Origin of the sequence: Streptomyces sp. NPDC047981 (genome assembly GCF_040653315.1) — a bacterium.
Taxonomy (GTDB): Bacteria; Actinomycetota; Actinomycetes; order Streptomycetales; family Streptomycetaceae; genus Streptomyces.
Window position 1 is genome coordinate 1 of the sequence record NZ_JBEZNQ010000013.1, and the last position, 12,430, is coordinate 12,430.

The window sequence follows — 12,430 nt, forward strand, 5'->3', positions numbered from 1 at the left end:
GGCGGAGCCGCCGTCGGACTCATCCAGGGCTTCTTCTTCGCCAAGGTCGGCGTGCCCGCGTTCGTCGTCTGCAGTCTCAGCAGTACGGAAGGGCCGCACCCCTCGGGTGCGGCCCTTCCGCCGTTTCACGTGAAACATTCACCGCGTGGCGCCGGTGACGATCCAGCGGCCGGAGCGCGAGCGCAGCCAGAGCGTCAGCATGCGGACTGCCATCATCAGCGTCATCGCCCACCAGAGCGCGGTCAGCCCCCCGCCGAAGACGGGGACGAGGAGTGCGACCGGGGCGAAGACGGCCAGAGTGAGCAGCATGGCCCAGGCCAGGTAAGGGCCGTCGCCCGCGCCCATCAGAACGCCGTCCAGGACGAACACGACTCCGGCGATCGGCTGGGAGACCGCGACGACGAGCAGAGCCGGGAGCAGCGTGTCCTGGACCGTCGTGTCGCCGGTGAAGAGCGGGATGAACAGGGGACGGGCCACCACGAGGAGGGCGCCCAGGACGACTCCGGAGACCACACCCCACTGGACCATGCGACGGCACACCTGTCGGGCGCCGTCGGCGTCGTTCGCGCCGAGATACCGGCCGATGATGGCCTGGCCGGCGATGGCGATCGCGTCCAGCGCGAAGGCCATCAGGCTCCACAGGGACAGGATGATCTGGTGGGCGGCGACCTCGGCATCGCCCATGCGGGCGGCGACGGCGGTGGCGATCATCAGGACCGCGCGCAGGGAGAGCGTCCGGACGAGGAGGGGGACACCGGCCTGGGCGCTGGCGCGTATCCCGGCGGCGTCGGGGCGGAGGGAGGCGCCGTGGCGCTTTGCTCCCCGGACGACCACGACGAGGTACACGGCGGCCATGGCGAACTGGGCGATGACCGTGCCCCAGGCGGAGCCCGCGATGCCCATGCCGGCGCCGTACACGAGGCCCACATTGAGCAGCGCGTTGGCCGTGAAACCGCCGATGGCCACGTACAGCGGTGTGCGGGTGTCCTGGAGGCCGCGCAGGACACCGGTGGCGGCCAGGACCACGAGCATGGCGGGGATGCCCAGGATGGAGATCCGCAGATACGTGGTGGCGTACGGGGCGGCCGTGTCGGAGGCTCCGAAGACGTCGATCAGCCAGGGGGCCGTGGGCAGCGTGGCGGCTACGACGGCGACTCCGAGGAGGAGCGCGAGCCAGATGCCGTCCATGCCCTGGCGGATGGCTGCCTTCAGGTCACCGGCTCCTACGCGGCGGGCTACGGCGGCCGTGGTCGCGTAGGCGAGGAAGACGAAGACGCTGACGGCGGTGGTGAGCAGGGCCGCGGCGATGGCGAGACCGGCGAGCTGGGGCGTCCCGAGGTGGCCGACAATGGCGCTGTCGACCATCAGGAACAGTGGCTCGGCGACGAGCGCGCCGAAGGCCGGCAGCGCGAGGGAGACGATCTCACGGTCGTGTTGCCGACGGACGGCCTTGGGGGCCGGGGGAGCCTGGGTCATGGACCAAATCTAATCTTCCACAGGTAAGAGATGCAACGTGGTTGTGATCCTTACTTGTGTGCGGTGTGGAGCTGCGGGTGTGCGCCGTTTGTTCTGATCTTGGTCCGGAAGGAAAAGTTTTTCTCCCCCACAGCCCGTGGACGGAAAACACGCAGGTCAGGGTGGTGTTGTGGGGTGAGCTATGAGTTTGTCCACATGGCTGTCCCCCGGTCCGTGCACAGGTTCGGCGGGGTTCTCCACAGCATCGGGGCCTTCACCCACAGGCCCTGTGGATAACCAGATTGGCTGACGGTGCCCGCGGGCCTAACGTGGTCCGGCGCCCGACGCGCCAGAAGCGGAGTCAAAGCCTCTTGTTTGTCCGAGCCGTGGCGTAAGAAAGAGTGGCACGGCTAGGTCCGCGGAGCGGACGGGAGGAGGTGGCTTGGTGAGCATTCCCGAGCCCTTGGACGACCCCTGGGCCGACAGCGGACCGAGTGACCGGCTCCCCGTCGCACGCCCGCGCGGCGAGGGCCGTGGGCGCGGACGGGGCCGTGAGGACCAGCACGACCGCGGCAGCGACAGCGGCCCGTGGGACGGCGGCCTGACCGGCTTCGAGCGCGTCCCTCCGCAGGACCTCGACGCCGAGCAGTCCGTCCTCGGCGGCATGCTGCTCTCCAAGGACGCCATCGCGGACGTCGTGGAGATCATCAAGGGCCACGACTTCTACAAGCCCGCCCACGAGACGGTCTACGCGGCCATTCTCGACCTGTACGCGAAGGGCGAGCCGGCCGACCCGATCACGGTCGGCGCGGAGCTCACCAAGCGTGGCGAGATCACCCGGGTCGGCGGTGCGTCGTATCTGCACACGCTCGTCCAGTCGGTACCGACCGCGGCCAACGCGGCGTACTACGCGGAGATCGTCCACGAGCGCGCGGTTCTTCGCCGCCTCGTGGAGGCCGGCACGAAGATCACGCAGATGGGATACGCGGCCGACGGCGATGTCGACGAGATCGTGAACTCGGCGCAGGCCGAGATCTACGCGGTCACCGAGCAGCGCACGACCGAGGACTATCTGCCGCTCGGCGACATCATGGAGGGCGCGCTCGACGAGATCGAGGCGATCGGCTCGCGCAGCGGCGAGATGACGGGTGTGCCGACCGGCTTCACCGATCTCGACCAGCTCACCAACGGGCTGCACCCGGGCCAGATGATCATCATCGCGGCCCGTCCCGCCATGGGTAAGTCGACGCTCGCCCTGGACTTCGCGCGGGCCTGCTCCATCAAGCACAACCTGCCGAGCGTCATCTTCTCCCTCGAAATGGGCCGCAACGAGATCGCGATGCGCCTGCTCTCGGCGGAGGCCCGGGTCGCCCTGCACCACATGCGCTCCGGCACCATGACCGACGAGGACTGGACCCGGCTGGCGCGACGCATGCCGGACGTCTCGCAGGCACCGCTGTACATCGACGACTCCCCGAACCTGTCGATGATGGAGATCCGCGCGAAGTGCCGTCGGCTCAAGCAGCGCGCCGGGCTCAAGCTCGTGGTCATCGACTATCTGCAGCTGATGCAGTCCGGTGGCAAGCGGTCCGAGAGCCGGCAGCAGGAAGTCTCGGACATGTCGCGAAACCTCAAGCTCCTGGCCAAGGAGCTCGAACTGCCGGTGATCGCGCTCTCCCAGCTGAACCGTGGCCCCGAGCAGCGCACCGACAAGAAGCCGATGGTCTCCGACCTCCGTGAATCCGGCTCGATCGAGCAGGACGCGGACATGGTCATCCTGCTGCACCGCGAGGACGCCTACGAGAAGGAGTCACCGCGCGCGGGCGAGGCGGACATCATCGTCGGCAAGCACCGTAACGGCCCCACGGCCACGATCACGGTCGCCTTCCAGGGCCACTACTCCCGCTTCGTCGACATGGCGCAGACGTGACGGCTGCCCGTACGGGCAGCTGTGGCCCTTACGGCCTCGCTATCGTGCCGGGGTGACCGACACGACAGAGCTCCCCCTGTTGTTTCTCGACGTCGACGGGCCGCTCATCCCGTTCGGCGCGGGAGCCCAGCAGTATCCGACGTATTCGGCGGAGCATGAGTCGGTCGACGCCGACGTGAATCCGCTCCTTGCCAGGATCAATCCCGCGCACGGGCCCCGGCTGGCGGCGCTGCCGTGCGAGGTGGTCTGGGCCACGACGTGGATGGCGGAGGCGAACGAGTGCGTCGCACCGCGCATGGGCCTTCCGCCACTCGCCGTCGTGAACTGGCCAGACCCGTCCTACACCGAGGCCGAGGACGAGGCTAACGGGCTGCACTGGAAGACGCGTGCCCTCGTCGCCTGGGCGGCGGGGCGCCCGTTCGTCTGGGTCGACGACGAGGTCACCGACGCCGATCGGGCCTGGGTCGCCGAGCATCACCCCGGCCGCGCGCTGCTTCATCGTGTCGACGCCCGTCACGGACTCACGGACGGTGACTTCGCCGTCCTCGAGTCATGGCTGCGGCAGCCGGCCTGACTGGTAGGGGGTCAGCCGACCTTGCCGAGGGGGGTGAGCTGGAGGGGGCGGTTCGGGGCGTCGGGGTTGTCCACCGGGAGGGTGCCCGCCGGCCAGTCGAGGGTGATGGACTTCGTCTCGTTCGGGGGCGTGACCAGGAGCTTCGTCACGCGGATGCCCGAGCCGCCGCTGGTGTTGACCGGGAACGTGATGTTGAAGGCGGCGGACTCGCCGTTCTTGATGACGTCGGCGCGGGGCTTGTCGCTCGTGCGGGACACGGACAGGGTGTCGCCCGCCGCCGTCTTGAGGTCGACGCCGGCGAAGCCCTTGATGGTGCAGTCGCGGCCGCCGCCGTTCTTGAACTGCACCGTGACCACGCCTTCCTCCTTGTCGATCGTGTTGTCGACCGCGGTGACCTCCAGCTCGTCGCTACGGCAGATGCCCGCCGCCTTCCCGGTCGAGCCGGTGCCCGCGGTGCTGCCCGCGGTCGGGGCGTCGGTCGGGGCGTCGGTGGGGGTGGCGGTCGAGGGCTTGGGGGCGTTGCTCGTGGTGCCGGCGGACGGGGTCGTGGGGGGCGCGTTCGTGGTTGCCGTGTCGCCGTTGCAGGCGGTCAGGGCGAGCGTGCCGACCAGCGTGAGACCGGCAAGGAGCGTCTTGGTGGTGTGCGTGATCTTCATGGGTTCCCCCGTACTGAGACTGTGGTGATCCGCAGCCGGTCGGCGTCCCCGTCCGGCTCGGCAACAGACAATCCGTCCCAGGAACACGGCGGCAAGCCCTGGCGCGTCATCAGGGACGCCGGGATGCCGAGACCGCGCTGACCTGCAGGAACGCCGCTGCCTGGGATGCCGCGCCGGGACGCGTCCGGGCGCCGGTCGGGCCGGTTTCGGCACGCGGCGGGAAATGTGGTCGACTCCCGCCCCCACGCGGCGTTGGATCGGTCCATGACCTCACCCTTCGAAGCTCTGCTTCCCAGTACCGAACGGGCCCTGCTGCACCGCGTCGCCGTCGCCCAGTCCGAGGGGCGCGCACCCTCGTTCGTCGGGGCCGTGGCCCGCGACGGGAAGATGGTCTGGAGCGGGGCCCGCAGCTGTGTCGACGGGCACGACCCGGACGCCGACACGCAGTACCGGATCGGCTCCCTCACGAAGGTGTTCACCGCCGTCCTGGTGATGCGCCTCCGTGACGACGGGCTGCTCGATCTCAACGACCCGCTGGAGAAGCACCTTTCGGGCACGGGCGTCGGGGAGGTGACCATCGCCCAGCTCCTCGGTCACAGCGCCGGTCTCGCCGCGGAGGCCCCCGCGCCGTGGTGGGAGCGGACGCCGGGGACGGTACGGCCCGAGTTGGCCGACGTGCTCGGCGAGGAGGCGTTCCGCCACCCGGTGGGGCGGCACTTCCACTACTCCAACCCCGGCTACACGCTGCTCGGTTCGCTGGTCGAGGCGCTCCGTGGAGTCTCCTGGGAGGAGGCGCTGCGAGGCGAGATCCTGGAGCCGCTGGGCCTGACGCGGACGAGCGTCCAGCCCGTCGCCCCGCACGCCGGCGGCTGGGCCGTGCACCCGTGGGCCGATGTGATGCTGCCCGAGCCCTCCGAGGACCTCGGACTCATGGCGCCGGCCGGCCAGCTCTGGTCGACGGCTGAGGACCTCTGTCGTTTCGCGGGGTTCCTCGCCCAGGGCGACGACCGGGTCCTCGGAGCCGCCTCGGTCGCGGAGATGCGTACACCCGCGGTGGCACCCGGGGCCGGGGACAAGGAGGGGGGCTACGGTCTGGGCGTCCAGCTGCTGCGTTGGGACGACCGGATGCTCATCGGCCACACCGGATCCCTGCCGGGCTTCGTCGCCTGCCTCTGGGTGAGCGTCGAGGACGGGATCGCGGCGGTGACGCTCGCCAACGCCACGTCAGGGCCGACGATGGCTGCCGTGGCGGGCGAACTCGTGCAGATCGTGGCGGAGGCCGAGCCCCGCTTCCCCGAGCCCTGGCGGCCGCTTCCCGCGGCGGAGGTGGACCAGGAGCTGCTGGAGCTGACCGGGCCCTGGTACTGGGGGACTTATGCGTTCGGGCTGCGTCTCGGTCCGGACCGGAGTGTGACCCTGGAACCGCTGCGCGGTCCTGGGCGGCGTGCGACGTTCCGGGCGCTGCCCGAGGGCGGCTGGGTCGGCCTCAATGGCTACTACCTGGGCGAGACCCTTCGAGCCGTACGGCGTCCTGACGGCTCGGTGAGCCACCTCGATCTCGGCTCCTTCGTCTTCACCCGAGAGCCCTACGAGCAGGGCGACGCCGTGCCGGGGGGAGTGGACGAGGCGGGGTGGCGCGGCCTCTGAGCCGCATGTTTCACGTGAAACACCGTGGCCGAGGACCGTGTCCCCGGCCACGGCCCTCCGCGATCACAGGGCCATCTTGAAACCCAGATGCGTGGCCTCGAACCCGAGCCGCTCGTAGAAACGGTGGGCATCGGTGCGTGTGGTGTCGGAGGTCAACTGGACGAGTTGGCACCCCTGGCGACGGGACTCCTCGACGGCCCACTCGATGAGCCGCGTTCCCAGGCCGCTGCCCCGCTCCTGTGCGTGGATCCGGACGCCCTCGATGATCGACCGGGTGGATCCACGGCGGGAGAGCCCGGGGATCACGGTGAGCTGGAGCGTGCCGACCACCATCGGGCCGCGCACGGCCACCACTAGGTGCTGGTGGGGGTCATGAGCCAGCCGCTGGAACGCGGCGGTGTACGGAGTGAGGTCGTCGGGGGACTCCCGTTGGGCGCCCAGCGGGTCGTCGGCGAGCATCGCGACGATGTCCGGCAGGTCGCCGGTGGTGGCGGGCCGTATCTCAAGATCGCTCATGAAGCGCAGCGTACGCCCCGACGCACGGCGACCCGGCCCGAGGACGCGGAGGTCAGGCGGGTACGTGAACGCCCTCGACCACGCGGACCAGGGGAGCCAGCTCCGGGTTCTTCGCCGCTTCGTCGAGGGCCTCGCGCAAGGCTGCGTCGTTGGTGGGACGGGCCTCCGCGAGCAGCTTCATGCCGGACTCGGTGACATCGGTGTAGATGCCGCGCCGGTCGGTGGCGCACAAGTAGCGGGTGAGGAGGCCTCGGTCCTCCAGGCGGGTCACCAGGCGGGTGGTGGCGCTCTGGCTGAGGACGACGGCGTCTGCGACCTGCTTCATCTGGAGGTGTCCGCCCGGGCCGCTGTGCTGGCGGCTGAGCACATCGAGCAGCGAGTACTCGCGCACGCTCAGCCCGTGCCGGGACTCCAGCGCGCGCCCGATGTGAGCTTCGATCCGGCCGTGCAGCAGGGAGAGCGCGCACCAGCCCTGGGAGAGGGCGGTGAGAGCGGGGTCGGTCGCGGTCATGGTCTCTCCTCGGTCCGGAGCGGCTCCTCCCAGGGTAGACGAAAAATGCAAAAGCCCGCGTGTGCAATTACTGGCGGCTCTCCGACGGCTCCGCCCCGCCCCGTGCCCGCCCGCCCACCCCGGGCTATCCCGCCGCGACGGTGAGAGGGGCGAACCTGCGGTTCCAGTCGCCCGGGAGGTCGGGCAGGGAGCGCACCATGACGGCGTTGAACGCGATCGGGGCGAGCCCGTTCGCCTTGAGCCAGCTCACCAGAGCCTCGTGGCGCACATCGATGTCCGTGCGGAGCGGGCGGTCCGTGGCGGCAGCCAAGGAGGCGACGAGGGCCTGGGCGGTTGCCGTGTCCCGGGCGATCAGGGGGCCGATGACATGGGTGTCCATGTTCGGCCAGGCCGCCGCGAAGCCGGTGATCTCGCCGCCTTCCTCGGCGACGCGGAGCTGGTCCGCGAAGGCCGGCAGGCGCGTGAGCATATGAGTGCGGTCCAGGCCGAAGACCTCGTTGTCCAGGCGCAGGATCGTCTGGAGGTCCTCGGCCGTGGCGGCGCGGGTGACAACCTCGGGCGCCGGCTCCGTCGCGGTGAACCGGCCGCGGAGCATCTCGGCTCGGCCGGTCTGGACGAAACCCAGCTGTTCGTAGAGGGGCTGACCGTTCGGAGTCGCGTGGAGCGTGAGCGGGGTGTCGCCGGCGCTCGCGATGACGTGGTGCATCATCCGGCGGCCCACGCCTTGGCGGGCGTACCGCTCGGCGACCAGCACCATGCCGATGGCGGCGAGTTCGGGCCCGTACGAGGTGACCACGCTGGCTGCCACGAGCCCCTTGCCGTCAGGGTCGTCGATGCCGTAGCCGGTTCCCGCCGTCAGCAGGAGGCTCCACTTGTGTTCCTCCCGTAGCCAGCCCCGGTCCTCGGAAAGGTCGGCGCAGAGGGTGACGTCCTCGGGAGTGAGGATCCGGATGGGGAGCTGGTCGAGCGAGGCGGGCGACGTCGGCATGAGGATCAGGCTGTCCGATGCAGTGATCGTTCGTCCACTGTTTTGCGGGAACTGACCGATCCCCGCAGGTGGCGGCCTCGGCGAGTCAATCCCCAGGGCTTCAGCACCGAGATCGCGGTCATGAAGAGGTAGGCCGCCGTCGACACGGTCGGAGCCGCCACCAGACTGGGGTCCGGCACGCCGGCCGTCGCCGCGTGCACGATCTCCGGCCGCAGGGCGAAGACGGTCGCGGCTGCGGTGGCCAGGGTGAGCCAGAACTTGATCCACACCCAGCGGTGCCGGGCCAGGCCCCAGGGCGTACCGAGGGAGAGGACCAGTCCGCTCACCAGAGTCACCACGGCGACCGGAGCGAGCAGCCAGTCCGCGAACACCTTCATCGCACGGTAGGCCGCCTCGGTGAGCGTGGGGTCGGCCGTCGTGTACGCGGTGATGCCGAGCGTCAGCAATCCCACACTGAGCCCGAGCCACGCCACGGAGACGGAGACATGGACGACGAGGAGAGCCCGCCGAGCGGGCCGCTTTAGATGTTTCACGTGAAACACGGTGCCGTCCCGCCCGGTCGTCCCGCGTCTGACGACGGGAGTAGCCGCACGTACTAGCCTCGGCGTACATGACGCGATCCATGGGCCGGGGCAGGCTGCACCTCTTCGATCTCGACGGCACGTTGATCCGGGGGTCGGCGGCCTCCGTGGAGATCTCACGCCAGCTCGGCCTGACCGAGGAGATCGACGCCTTGGAGCGGGGCTTCCTGGTGGACGGGCTGGCCCCCGACGAGTTCGCGGTCCGGGCCCACGCCCTGTGGACCGCTCTCACACCGGAGCACGTCACCGCCGCCTTCGAGGGCGCTCCTTGGCTCGCCGGCATTCGCGAGGTCTGGGCGGACATCCATGCCGAAGGAGGACGCTGCGCCGTCATCTCGCTCTCACCGGACTTCTTCGTCGAGCGGCTCCTCGGCTGGGGAGCCGACTCGGCCCATGGATCGCGCTGGCCCTCGGTGCCGTTCAGCCAGCCCATCCATCGGCCGGGCATCCTCGACGCGGCCGCGAAGGTGAGCATCACCCGCCGTCTCTGCGCGGAGTACGGGCTGGGTCTGGCGGACTGTGTGGCCTACGGGGACTCGATGTCCGACGCGCAGCTCTTCGCCGCCGTTCCCTTGACCGTGGCGATCAACGCCGACCACCACCTGGCCGGTCTGTCGCGCCATGCCTACACGGGGAGCGATCTGCGGGAGGCCTACGAGCTGGTCCGAAAGGATGCAGCCTAGTCCTGGTCGCGGGGTGAATGCCCGAGAATTCCACTTTCTGTCCGAACCCGTGGTCGAAGCTGTCAAGCTGCGACGACAAGAGCCGCAGGCGCGAGGCGAGGCACACGATGGAAGAGGCCGTGCACGACGACCGCGAGGCACTACCCCCGACAGCTCCGGGACCCTCCCCCGACGCGATCCTCATCCGCCGCACCCTGGCCGAGATCGCGCCCGTCGCCGACAAGGTGACCTCGTACTTCTACGCCTTGCTCTTCGTCCGCCACCCCGAGCTGCGCGACATGTTCCCCGTCGCCATGAACACCCAACGGGACCGCCTGCTCAAGGCTCTGCTGACGGCGGCCGAGCACATGGACAACGCCCCTGTCCTCACCGAGTACCTCCAGAACCTGGGCCGCGGGCACCGTAAGTACGGGACCCGCTCGACCCACTACCCGGCCGTCGGTGAGGCGCTGATCGGTGCGCTGATCCGGTACGCCACTCTGACCTGGGACGAGGAGACCGAGGCCGCCTGGGTGCGGACGTACACCACGATCTCGCAGATCATGATCGACGCGGCGGCCGAGAACGAGCGCCACGCGCCCGCCTGGTGGCACGCCGAGGTCGTCTCGCACGATCTGCGCACGCCGGACATCGCGGTGATCACGCTCCGCCCCGACCAGCCCTACTCCTTCCTGGCCGGGCAGTACACGACGCTGGAGACCCCCTGGTGGCCGCGCATCTGGCGGCACTACTCCTTCGCCTCGGCGCCGCGGCCGGACGGGCTGCTCTCGCTCCACGTCAAGGCGGTTCCGGCGGGCTGGGTGTCGAACGCGCTGGTGCACCACGCGCGCCCCGGCGATGTGCTGCGCCTCGGACCGCCGACCGGATCGATGACCGTCGACCACTCCACGGACAACGGCCTGCTCTGTCTGGGCGGGGGGACCGGCATAGCCCCCATCAAGGCCCTGGTCGAGGATGTCGCCGAGCACGGGGACCGGCGTCCGGTGGAGGTGTTCTACGGTGCGCGCAGCGATCACGACCTGTACGACATCGACACGATGATGCGGCTCCAGAAGACGTTCCCCTGGCTGTCGGTGCGGCCGGTCACCGAGGACCAGGGACAGCTCCCGGACGCCGTGCGTGAGTACGGCCCGTGGAACGAGTACGAGGCCTATCTGTCGGGCCCGCCCGGCATGGTCCGGCGCGGGGTGGACACCCTGCGGGGGATCGGCATACCGGCGGAGCGGATCCGCCACGACTTCCTGGCGGACCTCGCTTCCTAGACCCGGCTCGTGCCTCGCCGCTACCCGAGGTCCGGCGCGTGCATGGCGCGCACGCCCTCGATGTTGCCGTCCAGGTAGTGACGCAGGGAGAGCGGTACGAGGTGGACGGCCGCGATCCCCATCCTGGTGAAGGGCACACGGACGATCTCGTACTCGCCCACGGGTTCGTCGACTTCGGGCCCGTGCCGAAGCGAAGGGTCCATCGAATCGAGCCGGCACACGAAGAAGTGCTGGACCTTCACCCCCGAGACACCGCCGTCGACGATGTGCTCGACGGTGTCGACGAAGCAGGGGACCACATCGGTGATCTTGGCGCCGAGCTCCTCGTGCACCTCACGGTGCAGGGCCTCGACGACGGTGGTGTCGGAGGGCTCGACCCCACCACCCGGCGTCAGCCAGTAGGGATCGACCCCCGGCTTCGTGCGTTTGATGAGAATGAGGTCGTTTCCATCGAGCAGGATGGCGCGTGCGGTGCGCTTGACCACAGGTCGTTCGGTCATGGGAAGAAAATGGCCCGCCGTAGGTGTCCTGAAACTCACCAGTCGCCGGAGGCCCGCAGGAGCCACTCGTGGGCTCTCGCCAAATGCGGCAGCGCGAGCGTGCCGGCGCGGACGACCAGGAAGTAGGTCCGCAGCGGTGGCACCGGCGGGTCGAGCAGGGCCACGAGGCGGCCCTGTTCCAGCGCCTCCTCGCACAGGTAGCGCGGCAGGACGGCCAGCCCCGCCCCGGCGGCGGCGGTTTCCAGCACGGCCCGTAGATCGGGCGCCACGACCGTGGCGGTCGCGGCCGGCTTGCTCTCGAAGACGGCCGCCCAGTAGCGCGCGACAAAGGGCAGCGACTCGTGCACCTCCACCACCGGCAACTGCTCCAGGACCACGGCGCCTTTGCGCAGCAGCAGATCCGGCGCCAGTCGAGCGGCCCAGCGCGGCGCGGCGACCAGGACGTGCTCCTCGTCGCAGAGCGGCGTGGAGCCGAAGAGCCCTCCGCGCGGGCGGGCGGTGGCGATGGCGAGATCGTGGTGGCCGGCGGCGAGACCGTCGAGGATCTCCTCCGTCGTGGCGGGGAAGGCGGCCCGGACGGCGAGCCCCTGGGAGACCAGAGGGGTGAGGGCGGGCAGAGCGCGCGCCGCGGTGAACTCGGGAGGCCCGGCGAGATGGAGGGTGCGGGCCCGGTTCTGCTCGTCCAGACCGGTCTCGGCGATCTCCACGAGCGCGTCCAGATGCGGCGCGGCGCGGTGGGCGAGTTCGTCGCCGATGGTGGTGGGCGTGACCCCACGGGCCTGTCTGAGGAAGAGCGGTCTGCCCAACTGCCGCTCCAACGTGCGGATCTGGCTGGTCACCGCGGGCTGGGAGAGCCCGAGAAGCGCTGCCGCGCGGGTGAAGGAGCCGGCCCGGTGCACCGTGACGAAGGTGCGCAGCAGGGCGAGATCCATGTCCGCCCCCTCCCGGCCGGTGCGGCCGTTCGACTCAGGCGGTCGGCTGACGGCGCCTCAGGACCGTCCAACTATAAATAAGTCGATAGGTCTCTGTCGCTACCGTGATTGGACACTGACGCAGAGTCAACTAGCCTTGTTCAGGCGGTTGTCCGCACAGCCGACGCGGGGCGTTCCGAGCCATGAGGGGGGAGG

The 12,430-nt window shown here is 70.0% G+C and carries 13 protein-coding genes; 5 read left to right on the forward strand and 8 right to left on the reverse strand.

Annotated elements, in window-relative coordinates; all coding sequences use genetic code 11:
• Positions 1-138 precede the first annotated feature (138 nt).
• Positions 139-1,476 carry an MATE family efflux transporter gene (locus tag AB0E14_RS10375; RefSeq protein ID WP_362414615.1) on the reverse strand — a complete coding sequence of 446 codons (1,338 nt, stop codon included), beginning with the start codon at positions 1,474-1,476 and terminating at the stop codon, positions 139-141.
• Between the two features lie 424 nt (positions 1,477-1,900).
• On the opposite strand from AB0E14_RS10375, the gene dnaB reads away from it, so the two are divergent.
• A complete protein-coding gene (gene dnaB, locus AB0E14_RS10380) occupies positions 1,901-3,385 on the forward strand; it encodes a replicative DNA helicase (RefSeq protein ID WP_362414617.1) in 1,485 nt (494 codons plus the stop codon).
• 52 nt (positions 3,386-3,437) lie between these two features.
• Entirely contained in the window at positions 3,438-3,959 is a 522-nt protein-coding gene (locus tag AB0E14_RS10385) for an HAD domain-containing protein (RefSeq protein ID WP_362414619.1), read from the forward strand.
• A gap of 11 nt (positions 3,960-3,970) precedes the next feature.
• On the opposite strand, the gene AB0E14_RS10390 is transcribed toward AB0E14_RS10385, so the two are convergent.
• Positions 3,971-4,615: a DUF4232 domain-containing protein gene (locus AB0E14_RS10390; RefSeq protein WP_362414621.1), complete on the reverse strand. Its 645-nt coding sequence runs from the start codon at positions 4,613-4,615 to the stop codon at positions 3,971-3,973.
• A 264-nt stretch (positions 4,616-4,879) separates the two neighbouring features.
• Here AB0E14_RS10390 and AB0E14_RS10395 point away from each other — a divergent pair, with 264 nt between their 5' ends.
• Positions 4,880-6,262 carry a serine hydrolase domain-containing protein gene (locus AB0E14_RS10395; protein WP_362414623.1) on the forward strand — a complete coding sequence of 461 codons (1,383 nt, stop codon included), beginning with the start codon at positions 4,880-4,882 and terminating at the stop codon, positions 6,260-6,262.
• Between the two features lie 63 nt (positions 6,263-6,325).
• Here the strand turns inward: AB0E14_RS10395 and AB0E14_RS10400 are convergent, their stop codons facing one another.
• From AB0E14_RS10400 to AB0E14_RS10415, 4 genes are all read right to left on the reverse strand, one after another.
• Entirely contained in the window at positions 6,326-6,778 is a 453-nt protein-coding gene (locus AB0E14_RS10400; RefSeq protein ID WP_362414625.1) for a GNAT family N-acetyltransferase, read from the reverse strand.
• Between the two features lie 52 nt (positions 6,779-6,830).
• A complete protein-coding gene (locus tag AB0E14_RS10405) occupies positions 6,831-7,289 on the reverse strand; it encodes a MarR family transcriptional regulator (RefSeq protein WP_362414627.1) in 459 nt (152 codons plus the stop codon).
• Between the two features lie 124 nt (positions 7,290-7,413).
• A complete protein-coding gene (locus AB0E14_RS10410) occupies positions 7,414-8,277 on the reverse strand; it encodes a GNAT family N-acetyltransferase (protein ID WP_362414629.1) in 864 nt (287 codons plus the stop codon).
• Between the two features lie 5 nt (positions 8,278-8,282).
• A complete protein-coding gene (locus AB0E14_RS10415) occupies positions 8,283-8,810 on the reverse strand; it encodes a DUF2269 domain-containing protein (protein ID WP_362414631.1) in 528 nt (175 codons plus the stop codon).
• Positions 8,811-8,887: 77 nt separating this feature from the next.
• Between AB0E14_RS10415 and AB0E14_RS10420 the strand changes: the two genes are divergently transcribed.
• Both AB0E14_RS10420 and AB0E14_RS10425 read left to right on the forward strand, forming a co-directional pair.
• Entirely contained in the window at positions 8,888-9,541 is a 654-nt protein-coding gene (locus tag AB0E14_RS10420; protein ID WP_362414633.1) for an HAD-IB family phosphatase, read from the forward strand.
• A gap of 119 nt (positions 9,542-9,660) precedes the next feature.
• Positions 9,661-10,803, forward strand: a complete 1,143-nt coding sequence (locus AB0E14_RS10425) for a globin domain-containing protein (protein ID WP_362414635.1) — start codon at positions 9,661-9,663, stop codon at positions 10,801-10,803.
• Between the two features lie 20 nt (positions 10,804-10,823).
• On the opposite strand, the gene AB0E14_RS10430 is transcribed toward AB0E14_RS10425, so the two are convergent.
• Both AB0E14_RS10430 and AB0E14_RS10435 read right to left on the reverse strand, forming a co-directional pair.
• Positions 10,824-11,303, reverse strand: a complete 480-nt coding sequence (locus AB0E14_RS10430) for an NUDIX hydrolase (RefSeq protein WP_362414637.1) — start codon at positions 11,301-11,303, stop codon at positions 10,824-10,826.
• 35 nt (positions 11,304-11,338) lie between these two features.
• Entirely contained in the window at positions 11,339-12,235 is an 897-nt protein-coding gene (locus AB0E14_RS10435; RefSeq protein ID WP_362414639.1) for a LysR family transcriptional regulator, read from the reverse strand.
• Positions 12,236-12,430: the final 195 nt, after the last annotated feature.

Bases quoted from the DNA above. Each gene is read 5' to 3' on its own strand.
- AB0E14_RS10375 (WP_362414615.1), bottom strand. From the start codon at position 1,476: ATGACCCAGGCTCCCCCGGCCCCCAAGGCCGTCCGTCGGCAACACGAC.
- AB0E14_RS10390 (WP_362414621.1), bottom strand. From the start codon at position 4,615: ATGAAGATCACGCACACCACCAAGACGCTCCTTGCCGGTCTCACGCTG.
- AB0E14_RS10395 (WP_362414623.1), top strand. From the start codon at position 4,880: ATGACCTCACCCTTCGAAGCTCTGCTTCCCAGTACCGAACGGGCCCTG.
- AB0E14_RS10400 (WP_362414625.1), bottom strand. From the start codon at position 6,778: ATGAGCGATCTTGAGATACGGCCCGCCACCACCGGCGACCTGCCGGAC.
- AB0E14_RS10405 (WP_362414627.1), bottom strand. From the start codon at position 7,289: ATGACCGCGACCGACCCCGCTCTCACCGCCCTCTCCCAGGGCTGGTGC.
- AB0E14_RS10410 (WP_362414629.1), bottom strand. From the start codon at position 8,277: ATGCCGACGTCGCCCGCCTCGCTCGACCAGCTCCCCATCCGGATCCTC.
- AB0E14_RS10420 (WP_362414633.1), top strand. From the start codon at position 8,888: ATGACGCGATCCATGGGCCGGGGCAGGCTGCACCTCTTCGATCTCGAC.
- AB0E14_RS10430 (WP_362414637.1), bottom strand. From the start codon at position 11,303: ATGACCGAACGACCTGTGGTCAAGCGCACCGCACGCGCCATCCTGCTC.
- AB0E14_RS10435 (WP_362414639.1), bottom strand. From the start codon at position 12,235: ATGGATCTCGCCCTGCTGCGCACCTTCGTCACGGTGCACCGGGCCGGC.